20 protein-coding genes are annotated in these 22,303 nt (G+C 37.6%); 14 read left to right on the forward strand and 6 right to left on the reverse strand.

Features of this window, described 5'->3' with window-relative positions; genetic code table 11:
- Positions 1 to 2: 2 nt before the first annotated feature.
- Positions 3 to 2,120 (forward strand): bifunctional aldolase/short-chain dehydrogenase, encoded by a 2,118-nt coding sequence (locus AADJ06_RS03000; RefSeq protein WP_341224916.1) that lies wholly within the window; start codon positions 3 to 5, stop codon positions 2,118 to 2,120.
- 207 nt (positions 2,121 to 2,327) lie between these two features.
- Positions 2,328 to 3,602: a sugar isomerase gene (locus tag AADJ06_RS03005; RefSeq protein ID WP_341224917.1), complete on the forward strand. Its 1,275-nt coding sequence runs from the start codon at positions 2,328 to 2,330 to the stop codon at positions 3,600 to 3,602.
- Between the two features lie 160 nt (positions 3,603 to 3,762).
- On the opposite strand, the gene AADJ06_RS03010 is transcribed toward AADJ06_RS03005, so the two are convergent.
- Entirely contained in the window at positions 3,763 to 4,914 is a 1,152-nt protein-coding gene (locus AADJ06_RS03010) for an FAD-dependent oxidoreductase (RefSeq protein ID WP_341224918.1), read from the reverse strand.
- A gap of 121 nt (positions 4,915 to 5,035) precedes the next feature.
- On the opposite strand from AADJ06_RS03010, the gene AADJ06_RS03015 reads away from it, so the two are divergent.
- The 5 genes from AADJ06_RS03015 (at position 5,036) to AADJ06_RS03035 (ending at position 8,729) form a co-directional block, all read left to right on the forward strand.
- Complete coding sequence (locus AADJ06_RS03015) at positions 5,036 to 5,539, forward strand: Rid family hydrolase (RefSeq protein ID WP_341224919.1); 504 nt, start codon at positions 5,036 to 5,038, stop codon at positions 5,537 to 5,539.
- Between the two features lie 86 nt (positions 5,540 to 5,625).
- A complete protein-coding gene (recN, locus tag AADJ06_RS03020) occupies positions 5,626 to 7,278 on the forward strand; it encodes a DNA repair protein RecN (RefSeq protein WP_341224920.1) in 1,653 nt (550 codons plus the stop codon).
- Positions 7,279 to 7,289: 11 nt separating this feature from the next.
- On the forward strand, positions 7,290 to 7,706 hold the full coding sequence (locus tag AADJ06_RS03025) for a hypothetical protein (RefSeq protein ID WP_341224921.1): 417 nt from the start codon (positions 7,290 to 7,292) through the stop codon (positions 7,704 to 7,706).
- Entirely contained in the window at positions 7,699 to 8,325 is a 627-nt protein-coding gene (locus tag AADJ06_RS03030) for an SCO family protein (RefSeq protein ID WP_341224922.1), read from the forward strand. Before AADJ06_RS03025 ends, AADJ06_RS03030 begins: the two co-directional genes overlap by 8 nt.
- A complete protein-coding gene (locus AADJ06_RS03035) occupies positions 8,322 to 8,729 on the forward strand; it encodes a cytochrome c (RefSeq protein WP_341224923.1) in 408 nt (135 codons plus the stop codon). Before AADJ06_RS03030 ends, AADJ06_RS03035 begins: the two co-directional genes overlap by 4 nt.
- A gap of 33 nt (positions 8,730 to 8,762) precedes the next feature.
- Here AADJ06_RS03035 and lptC read toward each other — a convergent pair whose 3' ends face one another.
- From lptC to AADJ06_RS03055, 4 genes are all read right to left on the reverse strand, one after another.
- Positions 8,763 to 9,329, reverse strand: coding sequence for an LPS export ABC transporter periplasmic protein LptC (lptC, locus tag AADJ06_RS03040; RefSeq protein WP_341224924.1), 567 nt, complete (start codon positions 9,327 to 9,329; stop codon positions 8,763 to 8,765).
- Positions 9,329 to 10,624 carry a hypothetical protein gene (locus AADJ06_RS03045; RefSeq protein WP_341224925.1) on the reverse strand — a complete coding sequence of 432 codons (1,296 nt, stop codon included), beginning with the start codon at positions 10,622 to 10,624 and terminating at the stop codon, positions 9,329 to 9,331. Before AADJ06_RS03045 ends, lptC begins: the two co-directional genes overlap by 1 nt.
- Positions 10,596 to 11,327 carry a type III pantothenate kinase gene (locus tag AADJ06_RS03050; protein ID WP_341224926.1) on the reverse strand — a complete coding sequence of 244 codons (732 nt, stop codon included), beginning with the start codon at positions 11,325 to 11,327 and terminating at the stop codon, positions 10,596 to 10,598. Before AADJ06_RS03050 ends, AADJ06_RS03045 begins: the two co-directional genes overlap by 29 nt.
- 79 nt (positions 11,328 to 11,406) lie before the next feature.
- Positions 11,407 to 12,714 (reverse strand): MFS transporter, encoded by a 1,308-nt coding sequence (locus AADJ06_RS03055; RefSeq protein WP_341224927.1) that lies wholly within the window; start codon positions 12,712 to 12,714, stop codon positions 11,407 to 11,409.
- Positions 12,715 to 12,943: 229 nt separating this feature from the next.
- Between AADJ06_RS03055 and AADJ06_RS03060 the strand changes: the two genes are divergently transcribed.
- From AADJ06_RS03060 to AADJ06_RS03090, 7 genes are all read left to right on the forward strand, one after another.
- Complete coding sequence (locus AADJ06_RS03060) at positions 12,944 to 14,152, forward strand: Gfo/Idh/MocA family oxidoreductase (RefSeq protein ID WP_341224928.1); 1,209 nt, start codon at positions 12,944 to 12,946, stop codon at positions 14,150 to 14,152.
- Between the two features lie 28 nt (positions 14,153 to 14,180).
- Entirely contained in the window at positions 14,181 to 14,666 is a 486-nt protein-coding gene (locus tag AADJ06_RS03065) for a GNAT family N-acetyltransferase (protein ID WP_341224929.1), read from the forward strand.
- Between the two features lie 33 nt (positions 14,667 to 14,699).
- Positions 14,700 to 15,845: a Gfo/Idh/MocA family oxidoreductase gene (locus AADJ06_RS03070; RefSeq protein WP_341224930.1), complete on the forward strand. Its 1,146-nt coding sequence runs from the start codon at positions 14,700 to 14,702 to the stop codon at positions 15,843 to 15,845.
- A gap of 42 nt (positions 15,846 to 15,887) precedes the next feature.
- On the forward strand, positions 15,888 to 16,943 hold the full coding sequence (locus tag AADJ06_RS03075) for a sugar phosphate isomerase/epimerase (RefSeq protein ID WP_341224931.1): 1,056 nt from the start codon (positions 15,888 to 15,890) through the stop codon (positions 16,941 to 16,943).
- 479 nt (positions 16,944 to 17,422) lie between these two features.
- Entirely contained in the window at positions 17,423 to 17,761 is a 339-nt protein-coding gene (locus tag AADJ06_RS03080) for a P-II family nitrogen regulator (protein WP_341224932.1), read from the forward strand.
- A 430-nt stretch (positions 17,762 to 18,191) separates the two neighbouring features.
- The gene (gene amt / locus AADJ06_RS03085) at positions 18,192 to 19,412 is read left to right on the forward strand and encodes an ammonium transporter (protein ID WP_341224933.1); all 1,221 of its coding nucleotides are present in this window, start codon (positions 18,192 to 18,194) and stop codon (positions 19,410 to 19,412) included.
- A 310-nt stretch (positions 19,413 to 19,722) separates the two neighbouring features.
- The gene (locus AADJ06_RS03090; RefSeq protein ID WP_341224934.1) at positions 19,723 to 20,832 is read left to right on the forward strand and encodes an outer membrane beta-barrel protein; all 1,110 of its coding nucleotides are present in this window, start codon (positions 19,723 to 19,725) and stop codon (positions 20,830 to 20,832) included.
- 121 nt (positions 20,833 to 20,953) lie between these two features.
- Here AADJ06_RS03090 and AADJ06_RS03095 read toward each other — a convergent pair whose 3' ends face one another.
- Complete coding sequence (locus AADJ06_RS03095; RefSeq protein WP_341224935.1) at positions 20,954 to 22,291, reverse strand: Gfo/Idh/MocA family oxidoreductase; 1,338 nt, start codon at positions 22,289 to 22,291, stop codon at positions 20,954 to 20,956.
- Positions 22,292 to 22,303: the final 12 nt, after the last annotated feature.

Raw genomic sequence — 22,303 nt, forward strand, 5'->3', positions numbered from 1 at the left:
TAATGTCAAAATTTAAACACGTCTCTTATTTATGGGATGAAGAAGAAGCCTCAAAAATTGATAATGAGGTAGATTTGTTCATTTATCGTTCTAACCTACTGGGTGCAGATTTACGCTTGACCAACTATGGTGGAGGAAACACCTCTGTTAAAGTAGTTGATAAAGACCCATTAACTGGAGAAGATGTAGACGTAATGTGGATTAAAGGCTCTGGTGGCGACATTGGTACTTTGAAAAAGTCTGGTTGTGCTGCTTTATACATGGAGCGTTTAATGAACTTGGAGCATGTTTATAAAGGCATTGAGCAAGAAGACGAAATGGTGGCATTGTTTAATCATTGTATCTTCGATTTAGCATCTAAAGCACCGTCTATCGATACTCCTTTGCATGGCTTTCTTCCTTTCAAACATATTGACCATTTGCATCCAGATGCGGCCATTGCTATTGCGGCAGCTAAGGATGGAAAAAAAATTACGGAAGAACTTTTTGACGGTGAAATAGGATGGGTAGGCTGGCAAAGGCCGGGTTTTGATTTGGGGCTTCAGCTTAGAGAGTGTTTAGAAGAGGCATTGGCCAAAGGGATAAAACTAAAAGGCATTATGTTAGGCTCTCATGGTTTGTTTACCTGGGGAGATACTTCTTATGAAAGTTATGTAAATACACTAGAAGTAGTTGAAAAATGTGCCGAATATTTGGCATCAAACTACGGAAAAGAAAGACCAGTTTTTGGAGGCCAAAAAGTAGAGAGTTTAGATGAGGTTTCTCGTAAAAATCAAGCAGCGACTATAGCTCCCGTTTTACGTGGTTTTTGTTCTGAGAAAAACCCAATGTTAGGTCACTTTACAGATGTGCCTAATGTATTGGAGTTTATAAATTCAAATGATTTAGAGCGACTTGCTCCAATGGGAACTTCATGCCCAGACCACTTTTTGAGAACCAAAATATCTCCTTTAGTACTAGAGTTAGCTCCTGATGAAGATTTATCAGACTTGGCGGCTCTAAAGGCCAAATTATTACCAGCTTTTGAGGCGTATAGAAAAATGTATGCAGACTACTACGAGACCTGTAAGCATGATAATTCTCCAGCTATGCGAGATGCCAATCCTGTGGTAATTTTATATCCTGGTGTGGGAATGTTTACGTTTTCAAAAGACAAAAATACAGCAAGACTGGCGTCTGAATATTATATCAATGCGGTAAACGTGATGAAGGGTGCTGAAGCTGTTTCTGAGTACACGTCTTTGCCTCGTCAAGAAGCTTTTGATATTGAGTATTGGTTATTAGAAGAAGCCAAGCTTCAAAGAAGACCTAAGCCAAAAGCATTGACAGGAAAAGTGGCTTTGGTTACCGGTTCTGGTGGAGGAATAGGAAAGGCTATCGCCCGAAAATTTGCTTCAGAAGGTGCTTGCGTAGTTATCTCTGATATTAATGAAGACAGAATTAAGGAAACTGTGGAGCAGTTTATCAATGAATTTGGTAAAGATGCTGTGGCAAGTACACTTTTAGATGTAACCAGCGAAGAAAGCAGCGACTTGGCAATGAATGCTACGGCTTTGGCTTTTGGAGGAGTTGATATTGTAGTGAATAATGCAGGAATAAGCATATCAAAACCTATAGCAGAACATACTTTGGAGGAATGGGACAGGCTTTATGATATTCTGGTAAAGGGTCAGTTTATTGTTTCAAAAGCAGCTGTAGAAGTTTTAAGAAAACAAGACATTGGCGGCGATATCGTGAATATTGTTTCAAAAAATGCGGTAGTGGCCGGACCAAATAATGCAGGATATGGTTCTGCCAAAGCGGCTCAAGCTCATTTGACCAGATTATTAGCAGCGGAATTAGGACCTGACGGAATTCGGGTGAATACGGTAAACCCTGATGCAGTAATTTCAGACTCAAATATCTGGAAAGGTGGCTGGGGCGAAGGCAGAGCAAAAGCCTACGGAATCACTGTAGACGAGCTACCAGCTTTCTATGCGAAAAGAACATTATTAAACGAGATTATTTTACCAGAAGACATAGCAAACGCCTGTTACATAGTGGTAGGAGGAATGCTAAATAAAAGCACTGGTAACTCCATTAATGTAGATGGCGGCGTAGCCATGGGTTTTTATAGGTAATTAATAATAAACCTTATATCAGCCTTCGCTGTTTGAGCAAAGCAAAAATTAGAGTTCATACATTTTATACTTCTTTAATTTTTGATTTTGGGAGTTACGAAGGATGCTTGCTTTTTGGGTACTTTTTTCAGTAAAAAAGTATCGCCCGCCTGGCAAAGGCAGCGTAGAATTTGATTGAAGGGTAATGGAAATTTATTTAGAAAAAAGATGCAATTAAACAAAGAACTAATAGGGAATCATAATGCTGATTTACTCAGCAAACATGAAAATAAGCTTCAGTTTACTACCTCAGAAGTAGCAAACACCGAAGCAATCATAGAAAAACTAATGGCGTTTCAAATCGCTATTCCCTCATGGGCATTGGGTACAGGAGGAACGAGGTTTGGAAGATTTCCGGGAGGAGGGGAGCCACGCTCATTGGAAGAGAAAATTGAAGATGTAGGTTTATTACACAAACTAAATCAGTCTTCAGGAGCCATATCTCTGCATATACCGTGGGATATTCCAGAGAATTATCAATCTATCAAAACATTGGCAGGAGAGCATGGTTTGGCTTTTGATGCGGTAAACTCAAATACCTTTCAAGACCAAGCAGACCAAAAGCATAGCTACAAATTTGGTTCCCTTCAGAATGTCAATAAAGCTATCAGAAAACAAGCGGTAGACCATAACATTGAAGTAATAAAGCATGGGGTAGGACTAGGTTCTAAATCTTTAACGGTTTGGCTTTCAGACGGCTCTTGTTTCCCTGGTCAACTGAATTTTAGAAAAGCTTATCAAAATACCTTAGAAAGCTTACAAGAAATTTACGCAGCACTTCCGTCAGATTGGAAGCTGTTTTTAGAGTACAAATCTTACGAGCCAAACTTCTATTCTACCACAGTGGCAGACTGGGGACAGTCGTTTTCTTATGTCAAAAAACTAGGGGATAAAGCCTCAACTTTGGTGGATTTAGGGCATCATTTACCAAATGCCAATATCGAGCAGATAGTAGGTTTACTATTGATGGAAGGCAAACTAGGCGGTTTCCATTTTAACGACTCTAAATACGGAGACGATGATTTAACAGCGGGCTGCGTCAAGCCTTATCAATTATTCTTGATTTTTAACGAATTAGTGGAAGGTATGGACGCTAGAGGTATGAATCACGCCAAAGATTTGGGTTGGATGATAGACGCATCGCATAACGTAAAAGACCCCTTAGAGGACTTATTACAATCTGTAGAAGCCATCATGCTGGCCTATGCTCAGGCTTTATCAGTAGATAGAAAAGCATTGGAAAAGGCACAAGAAGAAAACGACGTGACAAAAGCACAAGAGATTCTCCAAAATGCATACAGAACAGATTTAAGGGCTTTGGTGGCAGAAGCAAGATTAAGAAACAACGGAGCTTTAAGTCCTGTAGAATTGTACAGAAAATCTGAAGTAAGAAACGAACTCATAAAAGAACGTGGAGCTGTTACGGTAGCCACAGGTCTTTAGTAGCTATTCGGTTTAAGGTTTAAAAGCGGTCATCGATTAATTTCGGTGGCCGTTTTTTATGTTATTTCAAGGGGATTTGTTTTAAACAGACGAAGAGTATCTCGTTTTTTAGAATAAAATTTAAAGCGACACATGAACTATGATGTGCCGCTTTAAAAAATCATCCCTTCATTTCCTGCATTAAGTCAGAGAGTACATCTACCCATTTTTCTGTTAGTTCACGGTTTGGCGTGGTATCCCAGCTTTTTACTATGCCACTTCCTCCCAAATATATGCCATCTTTTCTGGTGATAAAGTAGGCTCCATTAGTTGCTAATTTATAGTTTACCTCAGTTTGAGGTACTAAGCAAGATAGTTGGCCCGAGATAGGGTAAAGCTCATCGTCGTTAAAAATTGCTTTGGCACCAAGGCCCATACAGTTTACCACTACCTTTTCTGATAAAGCGTCTATGTCATCCAATGATTTTATGTCTTTTATCTCTAGTTTTCCACCTCTAATAAGAAAGTTATTTAGGTGAAAATTCAAGTAACTAGGAATATTGAAAATCATATTACTCCTTCTTCTTACATAGTCCGCTTTAAAAGGATGATCTTTTTGAGCCAATGTTTTCCACTCAGGGTTTAAACCATCTACATGAAACATTTCATGTCCACCGCCAGTATTTGAGCCACTAGGCTTTTGTTTTCTTACCACATATTCGTCTCCCCAGTCTATAATATCGTTTAGGCCTAGGCTCATTTGCATTCTCTTAAACGAGAATTTACAAGCATCTTCCCAATTTGCTTTAATTTCTGGTGTTGCTTTCTCTGCTGAGCATACTCTGGAAGACGGAGACCAGGTTCCTGTGGCTAAGTTAGAGGTGACGTTTGGTGGTACGTCTTTGGCGTAAATGGTTACTTCATAACCACTTTCTTGAAGGAGCGTTGCGGTGGCTATTCCTACCGTTCCGCAGCCTAAAAGGGCTACTTTTTTCTCATTCGTGGTTTTGACCAAATTACGGGCTTGATTTCCAGTTCCCCACGAAAGCGACCAACCGCTTCCACCATGGCCATAGTTATGTACTATGGTCTTATTATTAAGCATTTCTTTTTCCACCCTTGGACCAGATTCTCTAAATGGTCTTAGACCTACCGTTTCTTTAATTATCCTGTCTTTTGATAATTTCAGTTTCGGAATGGTTTGATACCCTTTATTAATATAGAAGTTCTTGTCACCATAAAATTTTGGTCCTGTCACACAAGATGTCAACCCTTGGTTTCCTACCACTAAACCTGCCAACCCTGCTTTAAGAAAAAATGCTCTTCTCTTCATGCCTTTTATTTGCTTTTTTTATTTCTGAATGCATGAAATTACCGTCAAATAGTAGCTTTTCAAAAGGATATTTTACTAAGTTTGAGATAGAAAGTATTATCGATTAGAAAACTTAAGAATAATGAAATTTAATATTGTTAAAGTGAAAAAAAGCATGATTTTGTTGATGTTTGTCTCTTTTATGACAAATCAAGTTTCGGGGCAGTTAGCTATTTTAAAGGGACCTGAGTGGTCTATAATCTCTAAGACTGCTGAGTTGCCTAAAGGCTCCTCTCTTTTTTATACCAGCGGTTTGACAGCCTCTGCACTATCAGATTCTTTAGAAGACGGTAATTATGAAAAGTACGGAAACACAGAGGTGCAGTCCTTAAGTATTTTAGAAAAAATCAAAGTAACATTAGAAGAAGAAGGCTTGAAGCTCTCTGATGTTTTTGCCATGAAAGTCTTTGTTTCGGCAGATTCTAAAACTGGCGAATACGATTTTAAGGGATGGAATAATGCGTACAAGCAGTATTTCGGAACAGATGATAACCCCTCAAAACCAGTTAGAGCTACGGTTGGTGTAGCCACGCTTGTTAATCCTCATAAGTTTATCGAAATAGAAGTTATAGCCGCAAAGATTTAAAACTGTGTAAATTCTTCTAAAATAGGTGAATGGCTCTTTGCTAAGAAGACCTTCAATGACTAGCTTTGCAGCCAATAAAACTGCCCATGCTAGCTCATCTTTTAATAAAAAATTACGCACTCATTGAGCATCTGGAAATATCTCCAGATGCCCAGCTGAACATTGTCACAGGAGAGACAGGTGCAGGTAAGTCCATCATGTTAGGTGCCCTAGGCTTGTTGATGGGAAACCGAGCAGACGGAAAAGCTCTTTATAATCAAGAAAAAAAGTGCTTTATAGAAGGTACCTTCAATATTGGTTCTTATCAATTAGAAGAACTCTTTGAAAGAGCCGATTTGGACTATGAAAACCCTTGCCTTATTAGGAGAGAGATAGCTCCTTCGGGCAAATCTAGAGCCTTTGTCAATGACACTCCAGTAACACTAGATGTTTTAAAGAAACTTAGTGAACGTCTTTTAGATGTGCATTCTCAGCATGATTCTATTCTTTTAGGAGAGTCGGATTATCAATTAGATTTATTAGATGCTTTTGCCGAAAATGAGGCTCTGATTAAAACTTATAAGGCAGATTACAAAGACTATAGATCAGCTAAAAAAGCCTTGGATTATTTGTCACAAGAGGCTATTGAGCTCAAAAAGGAGTTTGATTACAATAGTTTTCTTTTAGAAGAGCTAGCTGACGCTAATTTAAAGGAAGAAGAGCAAGATACTGCTCAAGAGCAATTAGATGTTTTAGAAAATGCAGAGGAGGTTAAGCTTAAACTTAATCAAGTTAGCATGCTTTTAAACCATCCAGAACAATCGCTTATTTCTGCTTTACAAGATGCTGTGGTACAGTTAAATCCAATAGTAAAGTATTCACAAGTTTATGAAGAACTAAAAAAGCGTCTTCAAAGTGTGCAGGTGGAGTTGGCAGATATAGCCGATGAAGTAGAAAAGTATGAGGAAGATGTAGAGCATAATCCAGAGGAGATAGAAAAACTGAAAGGTAGGTTAGACTTAATTTTCAGGTTACAGCAAAAACATGGTGTTAAAAGTATTTCAGAGCTTATTGAGATAAGAGAGTCATTAAGCTTAAAAGTGGAAGATGTTCTCAATTTTGATGGAAAATTAAAGGTGCTGACGCAAAACTTAGAAAAGGCTGAAGCCAAAGTGCTTAAAACGGGCCAATCTTTATCTAAAAAGAGGCTATCCGTAATTCCTTCATTGCAAAAGAGGGTAGTGGCTTTATTAAAGGAACTAGGAATACCTAATGCTGATTTCAAAATAGAAAATGAGGAACAAGTTTTAGACAAGAATGGCATCAATAAAGTCCAATTTTTGTTTTCAGGAAATAAAGGTTTTGACTTGCAAGGACTTAGAAAGGTAGCTTCCGGTGGTGAGTTTTCTAGGTTGATGCTGTCGCTGAAGTATATATTGGCAGAAAAGACGGCAATGCCTACCATTATTTTTGATGAGATAGATACAGGTATATCTGGTGAAGTAGCCATAAAAATGGGTCAATTGATGCGTCAAATGAGTCAGAATATGCAACTGATAGTGATTACACATTTACATCAAATAGCAGGAAAAGGAACTTCACACTTTTTTGTTTACAAAAACGACACTGCTGCCAGAACCGTTAGTAGTATCAAGAAATTAGAAGAAAACGAGCGTATTCTAGAAATAGCTAAGATGATTGGAGGAGATAACCCTTCGGATAGCTCAATCCAGAGTGCTCTGGAATTATTACAATCATAAATTATATACAAATGAAAAAAGTACTATTTTATCTGTCATTTTCTTGCGTTTTATTGGCATGTGGACCAAGTGAAGAAGATACAAAAATAGAAGCGGTGTACGCGGAATTAATGGAAGGTCATGATGTGGTAATGCCTAAAAGTATGCAGTTGCCTAAGTTAAAGGGCGAAGTACTAAAATCAGTCAATGAATTGCCAGAAGGGGATTCTTTGAAAACCATTGCAATTGGCTTAGGAAAAGAGCTTATAGACGCAAATGACGCCATGTATACATGGATGGATGAATTTGGAGTAGCTATGAATGACATAGAAGACAAATCGGAGAAGCTTAAATTATACGAAAGCTTAAACGCTGAAATTAAAGAAATTGGCAGTGCTACTAATCAAGCGATAGACAAAGCGAATAAATTTTTGAAAGAACATGAGTAAAAAAATATGGTTATTCGGTTTTGTGTTGTTTAGTATAATTTCATGCCAAATTAAAGAAGCTTCATTACCTGTTTTGGGTAGAACTACGTTAGACGAAAACGGCAAAGAAGTACCCCATGAAGTACCTAGCTTTAGTTTCACTAATCAATACGGAGAAACCGTAACTAATGCCGACTTAGATGGCAAAATATATGTTACAGATTTCTTTTTCACTTCATGCCCTACCATTTGTCCTGTTATGAAAAGCCAAATGCTCAGAGTTTATGAGCATTTTATGGAGAATGAATCTTTGGCTATACTGTCACATACCATAGACCCTTACCATGATTCTGTGACTGTTTTAGCAGATTATGCAGCTGCTCTTGGTGTTACCGGTAGGCAATGGCAATTTGTTACTGGAAACCAAGATGAGATTTATGAAATAGCCGAAAAATCATACATGGTACCTGCCGCGGAAGATACGCTTACTGCAATGGAAACTGGAGGCTTTGTACACTCCGGAGCTTTTATTTTGGTTGATAGAGAAAGGCATATAAGGGGTATTTACGATGGTACTGAAGAGAAGCAAGTGAATCAATTGATAAAAGACATTGAATTACTTTTAAAAGAAGAAGATTGAAAAATATTACTATATACTGCTGTTTATTATTTGCAGCCATGGCCTGTACAGATTCCGAAGAAATGGAATATGAGATATACTTGGTCAATGGCGAGAGCCTTTACAAACAAAACTGTGCAAACTGCCACGGTGAAAAAGGGGAGGGGCTTCGTAACTTATATCCGCCGTTAAAGGATAATGAGCATTTAAAAAATACTGAACACGTTATTTGTATTATAAAGAATGGTGCTTCTGGAGAGGTTTCTGTTAATGGCCAAGTTTATGACCAAGCCATGCCCGCTAATCCTAAATTATTTAATTTAGACATTGCCCAACTGGCCACATACCTTAATAAGGAATTTTTGGAGAGTGATGTGAAAGTTGAAACCTCTGAAGTATTAAAAGCACTTAATAACTGCAAATAATTGAGTATTCACTCTTTAAAAAGATGCTCTTGCCTAATTTAGAACCCTAGACTGACTAGTATCTGGCTGGGTGATTAGGGAATCTACTTTGAAATACCCCGTGATGCCCCCTATAAACTTATAATTACTAAAGTCTTGGTCAGATTCCATTCCGTTACCAATAAGCTGGTCGGTGGGCGTATTTACTTGCACTTTTTTATCGGTGTATATTTTTTTTGTCTTGGGGCTCCAAATCAGTTCATTGGTAGAAAGGCTCTGCTGTTCTTCTCTGTTATAAAAGAACACATTTCCCATGATTACGTAGTGGTCTTTACTTTTGACATAACGACCACTGTCACCTCTTAATGAACTATACTCTACAGCATCATCATTGAGAAAATTTACGTAGATGGCCTTAGGGTAATTTTCGTCTTCATTCTGCATCTTTTCCTGCACCGCTGTCGACATTTTAACCACTACCTTCCCAGAATCTGAATAAGCCACCGCAAGGTCGTTTACCGTCATAATTGGGCCCAAATAAACAAATGGCGTTTCAGGCTCCCCGTCTTCTTTACAAGATGCCAAGAATCCTAAAAGCAATAAGCCTAATAAAAAACGCATTAGTCAATTTTTGGCTTGATAAACCAGGGGCTAAGTAAACTCATACTAGCAGAGAAACGTACGTATTGCTCCTGTATAAGGTTGTTTGCTGTAGTTCCTCTAGTGCCTAAGGCTATACCAAGGTTTACATAACTAGGGTTTCTGAAGCCCATCGGAAGCGACATTCCCATAGAGAATCTAGTATCCTTTATTTGAGTATTGTTTATATAATATGGAGAATCACCAGTAGCAAAGCCTATACGGTAAAATACTTGGTTAAAGTATTTGGTAGAAGCAGAGTTTGGTAACCACTCAATTCCAAATTTATACTCATGGCTATTAGTTAATACTGCTGCAGCTGCCTGGTCAAGAGCTTTATGGTTTGCCCATTGGGTAGAATGATAATCAGCCGCAAAAACCCAATGGAAAGGGCTCTCTAAACTAACACCTGCTCTAAACTGTGAAGGAGTAGAAGTAGAAATATCATTAAAGCCTACAGTGTCTGGTAAACTAACTAAAACAGGGCCATTCCCTTGGTCAGAGTAGTTTCCGAAAGTCTGAAGCAAATCACCTTTTAAATTAGTAGAGAATTCTCTACTAGCACCTACGTTAAAACGCCATTTTTCTGAAAGTTCCTTTTGATAAGCTAGCCCTAGTTTTAGAGAAGCTCCTTTTAGGGTATAGCGTGACGTGTTTCTCAATTGGTTTGATGCTAAACCGAATAAATAGCTACTGCTATCCTTAGTGAAGGTTCCGAAGTTATACGCTCCTTCTACACCAATGTAGAAGTCTTTTAAAACTCTAAATGAGTTTACATAAGAAACTCTCGAAATTCCGCCGGTATTTGTATTCTCATAGTTTACTACCTCATTTGATGAACCCACTATAGTTTCTTGGTAAGAGGCCTTGTGGTCTACCATGCTATAGGGTCTTAATGCTACGGCCATTGCCCAGTTAGCGGTAATAGGTGTAGTAAGAGATAGGTGAGTTAAATTCATTCCTAAATCATACTGCGTGGCATTAGAAGAAGAAATAGTTCTAGAGTTTCCTCTTAGTCCTACGTCAAATGCCACATATTTAAGATTAGCAGCATATCTGTTTTTAACTAGAAGAGCTGGGTTAATGAGGTTAACATAGAAAGCGTTTGCAAACGACGCTCCTGTGCCACCCATCATATCTTGAGACGCCGAACTTGGGTCTGCTAGTTCGCCATAGCCAAAAACGGAGTATGGGGTATTTCCTTGGCCTTGTGAGAAAGCGTATTGAAAAGATAAAATTAGAATGAGACTACTTAATAAAGTTTTTGTTCTCAGCATTATATATTAAAATTCTGTTTAACCCCTCAAGGACCAAATTTGAAGCCGCAAATGTCGGATAATTAATCTGACTTTCAAAAAAAACGGCATCTCCTCCTCCTATAATAATTTTTAAGGTCTCTTTTTCTTGATATTTAGAAATAAGACCATTGATTTCTGCCGCCATTCCATTTACTACACCGCTTCTTATGCAGCTTTCTGTAGAGGTGCCTATTAAAGCAGGAATACCATCTTCTTTTATCAACGGCAGCTTTTTGGTGAAAGTATGTAGTGCCTTAAACCGCATTCTTAGGCCTGGTGAAATGATACCACCTTCAAACGTCCCACTCTTATTTAGATAATCATATTTTATGGCGGTTCCCATTTCTATAATAAGGCAGTTTTCGTTTGGGAATTGATAAAAAGCCCCGACTGCTGCCGCAATTCTATCATATCCAAGTGTTTTTGGCGTGTCGTAGCCATTTTTGATTGGCAGAGCTGTCTCTGGCGAAAGTATAAGTTTGGTACTGAAATCTGAAAATAGCTCATTTAAATCTTCCATACTTTTAGTTACAGAGCAAATAATGATTTTTTCAGGATTAACTTTTTTTAAGCTTTTTAGAATGCCTTTAACATTTAATCCTCGCTCATAACTAGTGAGTTTAAGCCCTTCAAAAAAGGCTAGTTTACCAAAAGTATTTCCGAGGTCTATAGCGGCGTTCATTGTTATTACGGTGTTTTAGAAACAAAAGCACCCTCTCTTAAAAAGAAAGGGTGCTTTTAAAGAATATAAATATAATTAATTAGGCAGCCACTTTATTGCTACCCTTTTGCCAGAAAAATAATATTACAAACGCAACTATTAATATGATAGGGAAGGTCATCATTGTTGTTAATGTAGCCTGTCCAGCTGCTAAGTCAAGCTCTGTTCCTGTAAGGCCAAGTGCACTTTGTTCTGCAATGTCACTGTCAATCCATCCACCAATAATTGGTTGGAAGATAGCTGTAGAGAACATACCTACACCACCAATGATAGACATACCTAATGCTCCACTTTTAGGAATCTTTTCTGCTACAAAGCCAATCATTGTTGGCCAGAAGAAAGCAACACCTAATGCGAAGAAGATTGCAGCAACATAAGTCATTGAGCCAATTTGCGTACTAAATAGGTAAATTCCTAAGGTAGCTAACACCGCTCCACCAAGTAAAACGCCTGTTTGACCAAGTAACTTTGTTACTGGTCCACCAAAGAATCTTAAGACAGCCATAAGACCTGCCGTAAGAGCAAGAATCAACATTGGCTTAGCTCCAGAGCTTTCCATGATTAGACCTGTCCATTTTTGTGGTCCAAATTCTGAAATAGCTGTTAAAGCCATACACGCAAAGATGAAAAGGAATAATGGAGTCAACATCGCCTTGAAGTTGGCAGAAAGCGAAGCTTGCTCACCTTTAGGCTCAGGAAATGCTTGACCTCTAAATAGGAAGAAATATATAAGTGCAGGAATTGGAATTAACCAAAATTGGCTTTGCCAAGATAATCCCATTGTGTTCATTAATTCAGAAATTAATGCTCCTAAGAAAATTCCACCAGGAAACCACATGTGAAAACGGTTTAACATACTGTTTCGTTTGTCTCCATCATAAGTATCCGCAATCATAGGATTACAAGCAGCCTCTGTACAGCCACATCCTATTCCCATTAAAAGGTTTGACACTAAAAGCATCGCATAACTAGCATCAGTTACTACATAAATGGCGTAAAGCGTTAGGGCAGCTCCTACAAAGTGACTAACAAAAGCAATTTGCATGATTTTTTTAGGCCCTATGGAATGATAAATCAAACCACCGATAATCATGGCGATTGGAAAACCGAAAAACCAAAGAGAATTAATGTATCCTAAATTTTCTGCTGTATAACCTAGGTCGGTTCCTAATTGTTTTAGGGTACCAGCACTAATACTAAAAGAAAATGCAGTAGTAATTAAGGCAAAACAGCTTGCCAAAAAGAGTTTCTTATCGTTTACCATTATAATAATTAGATTAGGGTTGAGAATATAAATAGATTGGGGTTGAAAATTTTTTTTGTAAAAATAGTTTTTTTGACCATTCATCAAAAGATAAAAGGATATAATTGTATAAATCAATTTCAGAATAAAAATGCCTTTAAAAACTTGGGAAGCGTGATTTTGAGAAATTAAGATTGTAATAGCATAAAAATGTGGCGTTTAAATGAAATTGTATTTTAGACTTAAAAATTGGACTGTTTAATTTGACCTCTCTTTGCGATTTTCCTTAAATTGCACATCACTTTTATTAATTAAGAACCCTTAGTAAGGAATAATGAGTAGAAAAATAAAGATGGGAATGATAGGTGGCTCTTTAGAGGCATTTATTGGTGCAGTACATAGAAGAGGAGCTGCTTTAGATGGTGAGGTAGAATTAGTATGTGGAGCTTTTAGCTCAAATCCTGAAAAATCAAAAGCAACAGGAGAATCTCTTTATTTAGACCCAAGTCGCGTTTACGGCTCTTATGAAGAGATGATTTTAAAGGAAAAAGAACTTCCAGTTGGGGAGCGAATGGATTTTGTATCTATAGTGGTGCCTAATCATGTTCATTTTCCTGCGGCAAAGTTTGCTTTAGAAAACGGTTTCCCTGTATTAATGGATAAGCCAGTAACTTTAACCACTCATGAGGCTAAAGATTTAAAAGTAATTTTGGAAGAAACGGGTCTTCTTTTCGCACTTACGCATAATTATACTGCTTACCCGATGGTGAAGGAAGCAAAGCATTTAGTGAAAACTGGTGTGATAGGTGATATAAGAAAGGTAATAGTGGAGTATCCGCAAGGCTGGCTGTATAATTTAGTAGAAGGTACTGGAAATAAACAAGCCGACTGGCGTACAGACCCTGAAAGATGTGGTGCTGCTGGTGGTGTGGGAGATATAGGAACACATGCAGAAAACTTAGCAGAATATATTACGGGCCTTGAAATTACGGAGTTATGTGCCGATCTAACCATTTTTGTAGAAGGAAGAAGGTTAGATGATGATGCTAATATCTTATTAAGGTTTAATAATGGAGCCAAAGGGGTGTTGCACAATTCTCAAATCTGTCATGGAGAAGAGAATGACCTTAACATTCGTATTTATGGAAGTAAAGGAGGTTTGAAGTGGAGTCAAATGGAGCCAAACACTTTAGAGCTAACTAACCAGGATACAGGTTCTAGAATTATTAGAACAGGAGTTGGTAACCTTTCTGAGCATGCCCAAGCTCATACACGTCAGCCAGCAGGGCATCCTGAAGGTTATATAGAGACTTTTGCGAGTATTTATAGAAACTTCGCCATGGCTTTAAGAAATAGTTGGGGCGTAGCTGCTGATAAATCTGCTACTGGTGGTTTAGGTGGTGGCAAAGCAGATGGCTCTTACAACCCTGAAATTTACGATTTCCCAGGAATAGACGATGGTTTAAGAGGGATGGGCTTTATACAAACAGTAGTAAAATCAGCAAATGATGACACTACTAAGTGGACAAAATTCGAAATCTAGTAAAATCTTATAAAAGTTTAAGATAACGATGGATATTGAAATAAGGCAGGCTAGTCTTTTAGATTTGCCTAAAATTAAGGATTTGTTTGTCAATACAGTGCAAGAGTGTTGTTCTGATGATTATGATGAACGCCAAATCGAGGTTTGGTGTGATGCCGTTAATCATGAAGAGCGATGGGAGGATGCAATAAAGAAACAATATTTTTTATTAGCCTGCCGTGGTGAAGAACTTTTGGGTTTTACATCATTAGAAAAAACGAACTTAAAAATTAAAGGATACTTAGATTTTATGTTTGTTCATGCTGCACATCAAAGAAAGGGCATTGCTAAAAGGCTTTTGAACGAAGTAAAGCTTAAGGCTAAATCACTTGGCTTTAAGCTCATTGAAACTGATGTTAGTATAACGGCCTTTGAGTTTTTTGAAAGAAATGGCTTTTTTAAGCTTAGGAAAAATTTAAATACAAAAGATAATGGTGTTGATTTAATCAATTACCGAATGACCAAGATTTTATAAATCACAAATTGGCCTTTAGGCCTGAATTAAAACATGTCAAAAATAAAAGTAGGAGTAGTAGGAACAGGATTTATAGGGCCAGCTCATATTGAGGCTTTACGAAGACTTCCTAATGTAGAAGTAGTAGCCTTGTGCGAGGTTAGCCAAGAATTAGCAGACCAAAAAGCTGCAGAATTAGGAATTCCGGTAGGTTGCACGTTTGAAAACCTACTTAAAATGGAGGAGATACAATGTATACATATATGCACACCTAATTTCCTTCATTATTCACAATCAAAGGCGGCTTTAGAAGCGGGTAAGCATGTGGTTTGTGAAAAACCATTGTCAAAAGATTTGCATGAAGCAAAAGAACTGGTTGAGATAGCCGAGAAATCAGGTTTAGTTAATGCTGTTCATTTTAATTTGAGGTACTACCCAATGGTACGTCAAATGAAAGTGATGAGAGAGAAAGGTGAATTAGGCGAAGTTTTCTCTATTATAGGTTCTTACCTTCAAGATTGGTTGTTCTTAGATACTGATTATAACTGGAGATTAGAGCCAGACAAGTCGGGTGATTCTAGGGCCATTGCTGATATTGGTTCTCATTTGATGGATATTATTGAGTATGTAACTGGATTGAAAACAGTAGAACTTCTGGCTGATTTCAATACTGTTCATGACATTAGAAAGAAACCGAAAAAAGCTATTGCTACATATTCTGGTGTAGAACTGGGGCCAGACGATTATGAAGATGTGGCAATTAATACAGAAGACCATGCTAACGTTTTACTTCGCTTTGATAATGGAAATGCTGGTAGCATTACTGTATCTCAGGTTTCTGCAGGTCGTAAGAATCAATTGAAAGTAGAAATTTCTGGTTCAAAGAAAACTTTTGCGTTCAATTCTGAAAGACCAAATGAGTTATGGATGGGACACAGAGAAAAGGCAAATGAAGTACTGATGAAAGACCCTTCTTTGGTAGCAGATGGTGTGCAGAGCGTGGTTTCATTCCCTGGTGGCCACAATGAAGGTTTCCCTGATACTTCTAAGCAGCTTTTCAAGGAAGTTTACGCGGCTATTGAGGAAGGTAAACAGCCTGAAAATCCAACGTTCCCAACATTTGCTGATGGCTACAGAGAGTTGTTGGTATGTGAAAGGATTTTAGAAAGTCACAGGTCAAGAAGCTGGACGACTGTTTAAAGCAGCTTATAACGAATTATAACATTAAAAAAGAGATAGATAATGAAAACGATAAAAGGACCTGCAGTTTTTTTAGCTCAGTTTTTGGGAGACGACGCTCCCTTTAATTCTTTAGACGGTCTTGCCGATTATATGGGAGGTAAAGGGTACAAAGGTATTCAGTTGCCAACTTGGGACCCTAGGGTTATTGATTTAGCCAAAGCGGCTGAGTCAAAAACTTACTGTGACGAGCTAAAAGGCAAAATGAAAGATAAAGGACTTGAAATTACGGAACTGAGCACTCATTTGCAGAGTCAGTTGGTAGCTTCTCATCCTACTTATGATGCTATGTATGATGCTTTTGCTCCTGCAGAAGTTCATGGTAATGAGCCAGCAAGAAGAGCTTGGGCTATTCAGCAATGTAAGTTAGGAGCTCAAGCCTCTAAGAATTTAGGTTTAACTTCTCACGTAGGTTTTTCTGGAGCTCTGGCTTGGCCTTTCTTATATCCATGGCCTCAGCGTCCTGCAGGTTTAATAGAGTCGGCTTTTAAAGAGTTAGCGACTAGATGGAAGCCAATATTAGATACATATGACGAGTGTGGTGTAGATTACTGTTATGAACTTCACCCTGGCGAAGATGTTCATGATGGAACCACCTTTGAAATGTTTTTAGAAGCTTTAGACGGGCATCCAAGAGCGAATATTAATTATGACCCAAGTCATTTTGTACTACAAGCTTTGGATTATGTTCAATTCATCGATTTTTATCATGAAAGAATTAAAGCTTTCCATGTGAAAGATGCGGAGTTTAACCCTACAGGAAAGCAAGGTGTTTACAGTGCTTATGCTGGATGGGCCGATAGAGCTGGGCGTTTCCGTTCTTTAGGTGATGGTCAAGTAGACTTTAAAGCTATCTTTAGTAAGCTTTCGCAATATGGTTATGATGGCTGGGCCGTTTTAGAGTGGGAGTGCTGTATTAAAGACTCTGACCAAGGAGCTACGGAGGGAGCACCATTTATTCAGGAACATATTATAGAAGTAGTGACGCGTGCATTTGATGATTTCGCTGCTACAGGCACTGATGAGGCCTTAAATCGTAAAATTTTAGGCTTAGATTAAAAAAAATAATCTTTTAATTTCTGGTCAATTTTTGATATTTAAATTGGCATTTAAACAAAGCACTTTCTTATAGGAAGTGCTTTGTTGTATTATGCAAAGAAAAAAAATAACTATATAAACTTTGGGCAGTTTCGAATCTTTGGAAATATCGACTTTCCTAGTCACCTTTGGCTTATAAATAAAGAGAATATAATTCGGGAAAGAATAGAAATATTTGGGATAAGTTTTTCTTTGTTTTGAAAACTTAGATTTAGCAAAATATAATTTGGCGATAGTTTGTGTTGACAAAACTGACAGATAGTTTTTTTTAGAGATCTTCGCTATTTTAGGAATAATTGAATTATAGTAATTTATTATTGTATTTTTCGTATCTTTTTCAAGACAAATTTAAATTTGCAAAAATGTTTTAATTCCCTTTGAAAATTTTTTCTTTACATTTAAAACCAAAATATAATTTTACATTAAACTAAAAAGATAGGATGAAAAAAATCGAAGCCATAATTCGTAAGTCAAAGTTTTCTGAAGTTCGTGATGCTTTACATGCTGTAGAAGTTAACTTTTTCTCTTACTGGGATGTGACTGGTGTTGGAAACGAAAAGGAAGGACATATTTACAGAACCATTAGTTACAGCACTACGGATATTCAAAGAAGATATTTGTCTATCGTCGTTTCTGATGAGTTTTTAGATAGAACTATCGAGGCCATTACGAAAGCTGCATATACTGGAAACGTGGGTGATGGCAAAATCTTTATTTCTGAAATGCTAGAAACAGTAAGAATTCGTACTGGAGAAAAGGGTAATCCGGCCATTAACTAATATGCTATTTCTTAAGAAATAGGAGAGCGACAATTGTCGCTCTTTTTTTTTGCCAAATATTTAATCTTAAAAGTTCAATTTCTTAGAATATTATAGTTTTTAGAAAAAAAATATAGGTCTATTTAGCCTATTTCAGGATTCACAAGTTGTTGCTAGATAGGTCTTTAAGAGTCATTCAAGCGTGGTGCTCAAGGAATAGTACAATTATTAATAATTAAAATAATGTAATTGTCAAATTGAAAAATATAGAATAAAATTTGGTCAATAATGATTAATGCCATATTATTGCATTCATAATTCGGTTTTAGAGTATTAAAGATGAAGTTCAAAATACTTGTACTTGCTTCCAAAACATCTTTTATTACTGAAAATCGAAATCAAAAGGAGTATCTAAAAAATATTAACAATTAACTTAAACTGAATCACTTTTATGGATGGATTATTTACCGCCAATAATGTATGGATGATGGTCTGTACAGCCTTAGTGTTCTTCATGCACCTAGGGTTCTCATTTTTAGAAATTGGTCTTACTCGATCTAAAAATACTGTCAACATCTTATTTAAAAACGTCTTCATTATCTGTGTAGGTCTTTTACTTTACGCATTATGTGGATTTAACTTAATGTATCCTGGCGAATTTAACGGCTACTTTGGTTTTGCTGGATTTGGAATCCAACTTCCGGAGAACGGTTTGACGCCAGATTACGCTGATGGTGGATATACGTACTGGACTGACTTCCTTTTCCAAGGAATGTTTGCCGCTACTGCTGCTACTATCGTTTCTGGAGCTGTTGCTGAGCGTATTAAGCTTGGTAGCTTCATGATATTTACAATCATTTATGTAGGATTAGTTTATCCAATTGCTGGTTCTTGGCAGTGGGGTGGTGGATTCTTAAGCGAAATGGGTTTTTATGATTTCGCTGGTTCTACCTTAGTACACTCTGTAGGTGGTTGGGCTGCTCTTGTAGCCATTTACCTATTAGGTTCTAGAATTGGTAAATTTGGAGAAGATGGTTCTTCTAAGCCTATTCCAGGTCACAGTTTACCATTAGCTGCGGCTGGTGTGCTTATCTTATGGTTAGGTTGGTTTGGTTTTAATGGTGGTTCTGTACTTTCTGCAGACCCAGCTGGAACTTCACTTACATTAGTTACGACGTGTTTAGCTGCGGCTGCTGGTGGTGTTGGAGCGTTTATCTTCGACTTACTTAAAAACAAGCAATATGATTTAACAATGATGTTGAATGGTATCCTTGCAGGTCTAGTAGGTATTACTGCTGGTGCTGACCAAATGAGCCCAATGGATGCTATTTTAATTGGTATAATTGCTGGTATCCTTGTAGTATTGGCTGTATCATTGGTTGATAAGCTTAAATTAGATGACCCTGTAGGAGCGGTTGCTGTTCACTTAATTTGTGGAATTTGGGGAACGCTTGCAGTTGGTATTTTCGGAGCCATGAAAGGTTTTGACCAGTTTAAGGTTCAATTGATTGGAGTAGCATGTTACGCAGTGTTCTGTATCTTAACATCTGGTATTATTCTTTATGCATTGAAAGCTACATTAGGCTTAAGAGTATCTAAAGAAGAAGAAATAGATGGCTTAGACGGTCACGAGCATGGAATGAATGCTTATGGTGACTTTGTGACGAAATAATATTCGGTTATATATAATTAGGTAAAGGGGCATCCATTTGGGTGCCCTTTTTTTGTGTCTAATTGTTAAAGTTGAGACGTATTAATGATGTGGGGCGACGAAACTATATATTGCTTGGAGGAATTGGCATTTTTGGTGTTTGTTGAAATTTGTTGAATGTCTGTTTGTAATTGAACAATTCCAATATTAATTATGGAATATTCTGAAATATGACAAAATATTAAAATAATATTTTGTAAGAAATAATTAATGGCGAATATTTGTAGCGGAACAAGTACAACGGAAACAATAACAATAAAAGAATAAAATAATGAAAAAAGTTTATTTAGCAATAGTATCTATTTTAACTGCATTTTCAGTTTCGGCTCAGGAAGGTGGCCCATTAACACTTTCAGGATATGTTGACACATATTATTTCGCGAACTTTAATAAGACTACTACCAACGAAGGAGCTTCTGGGTTTGAAAGAATTTTTGACCAAAACGCTAACTCATTTCAAGTAGGTCTTGCACAAATGATGCTTACTTACCAAGCAGGTTCTGTAACTGGTGTTATGGATATCGTAGTTGGTAACCATGCTGACTTAGGAAATTATGGTAATGCTACTAGCCCACTGGGAAGTACAAGTACTGCACTTGCTATTAAGCAGGCATACATGACTTGGGCAGCTAATGACGTATTAAGTTTCACAGCTGGTCAGTTTGGAACAAATGTTGGTTATGAGGTGATTGACGCTCCTGCTAACTTTAACTACTCTCTTTCTAACCTTTTCGGTAATGGTCCTTTCTACCATACTGGTATCAAAATGGATATAGCTCCAGCTGATAACTTTGCTTTCATGGTAGGTCTTAATAATGGATTGGATAGCAAAGATGATAATAACAAACCTAAAGGGTTTATGGGGCAGGTATATTTAGCTCCTACTGACGGATGGGATTTATACTTGAACTATTTTGGAACTAACGAAGGTTCAAAAGACGATAAAGCGAACTACTCTTGGTTTGATATTACTACTTCATACCAAGTTACTGATGACTTACTTATTGGTATTAATGCTGTTCCTTACGGTGCTTTTAAAACCGAAACTTCTACTCAGAAATGGTCTGGTGCAGCTCTTTATGTAAATGGTAGTGTATCAGAGAAATTAGGTTTGGGTGTTCGTGCTGAGTACTTTGATAACTCTGAAGGAGGAATCTATTTAGCTGATTTTAATAACACTGGTTCTGGAGAAGGTGCAGCTGTTACTTCATTGACACTTACTGCTAGCATTGATATTACTGACCACTTAATGTTTAAGCCTGAGTTCCGTTTTGATAAATACAAAACTGATTCTGGTTCAATGTGGTTAACTGACGAAGATGGTGCATATACTAAAGATTCTCAATCAACATTGGGAGGTGCTTTGATATTCCATTTCTAAGAGAAAAGAATAAGTTTAACATAGAAAATCCCAGTCAACAATTGTTGGCTGGGATTTTTATTTTGACAGTTCCAAAGAAGAAGGTTTAAGTCTGAACTCAAACCTTCTACAGAAATTTTTATTAAAATTTTCTATAAGGAGCGTCTAAGAATGCATTGGCTTCTTCTTCTTTAAATTGTGCAGTAGCACTGTCCCAATGTAAAGTTTGATTTGGGAATCTTCCTGCTATTACACCAAGTAAAATAGTTTCTGTCAACCTTGACGCATAAGAGAATGGTGCAGAGCACTCATCTTTTCCTAAGCAAGCATCCACAAACTGGTGGTAATGTCTCTTTCCTTCTACATCGTAGTTTCTGAAAACATCACCAATCGCTCCTGAAGCTTTTAGCTCTGTAAGGTCTAGCTCTTCATATTTACCGTCAACTATTAATTTAGGTAATTGCATAAAGTGAGGGAGCAATAGCCTGCCTTTCTCGCCAATAAACATGGCACCTTGATCTGGTAATTTTTCGCCGTTTGGTAATTTAAGATCTGGGTGGCTTTCTGGTGCATTTACACCATCATACCACACCCATTTAAGAGATTCGGCAGTAAATGGCGTTCCAGGGAATTCATAAGTAACTTTGTTTTCTTCTGGGAAACCAAAACCAGTAGGCTTACGGCAATCGTTTATGATGGTTCTAGGTACATCTAAGGCCAAAGCATTATAAGGCGTGTCAAAAATATGAACACCCATGTCTCCTAAAGTTCCACAGCCATAGTCCATTATTTTACGCCAGTTTCCTGGGTGGTATTCTCCTTCTTTGTAAGGTCTTTCCGGCGATGTTCCTAACCAAAGGTTCCAGTCTAAGCTTTCTGGAACTGGATCGCTTCCTGTAGGTGCGGGACCATCATTCCCCCAGTTTTTAGGAGACCAAGCTCTCACAGTAGATACTTTACCAATTATTCCAGATTGAATTAAAAGCGTAGCTAATTTATAGTCATAAAAAGAATGTACCTGAATACCCATTTGAGTAACTAGTTTCTTTTTGGCTGCTAATTTACTCATGGCTCTAGCCTCAGATACATGATGAGTAAGTGGCTTTTGACAGTAAATTTGCTTGCCCATTTCCATGGCCATCATAGAAGCTGGTGCATGGCTATGGTCGGGTGTAGATACCACTACAGCATCTATCTCTTTGCCCATTTCGTTTAATAAATCTCTATAGTCTTTATATATTTTGGCGTTAGGGTAGGTAGCTTTTACCATGTCTGTAGCCTTAGAGTCTACATCACAAAGTGCCACTACTTCTACAGCTGGGTGAGATGCTAAAGCCTCTAAATCGGCTCTTCCCATACCACCCAAACCTATATGAGCAGTTCTCAAAACTTTCTTTTTTTCCATTGCCCAAATGGCAGATGGCATAACGGTGAGTGACGCTAAGGCTGCGGCACTCTTCAGAAATTCTCTTTTTTTCATTTATGTTAGTTT

The sequence above is a fragment of the uncultured Arcticibacterium sp. genome, assembly GCF_964021845.1.
GTDB lineage: Bacteria > Bacteroidota > Bacteroidia > Cytophagales > Spirosomataceae > Arcticibacterium.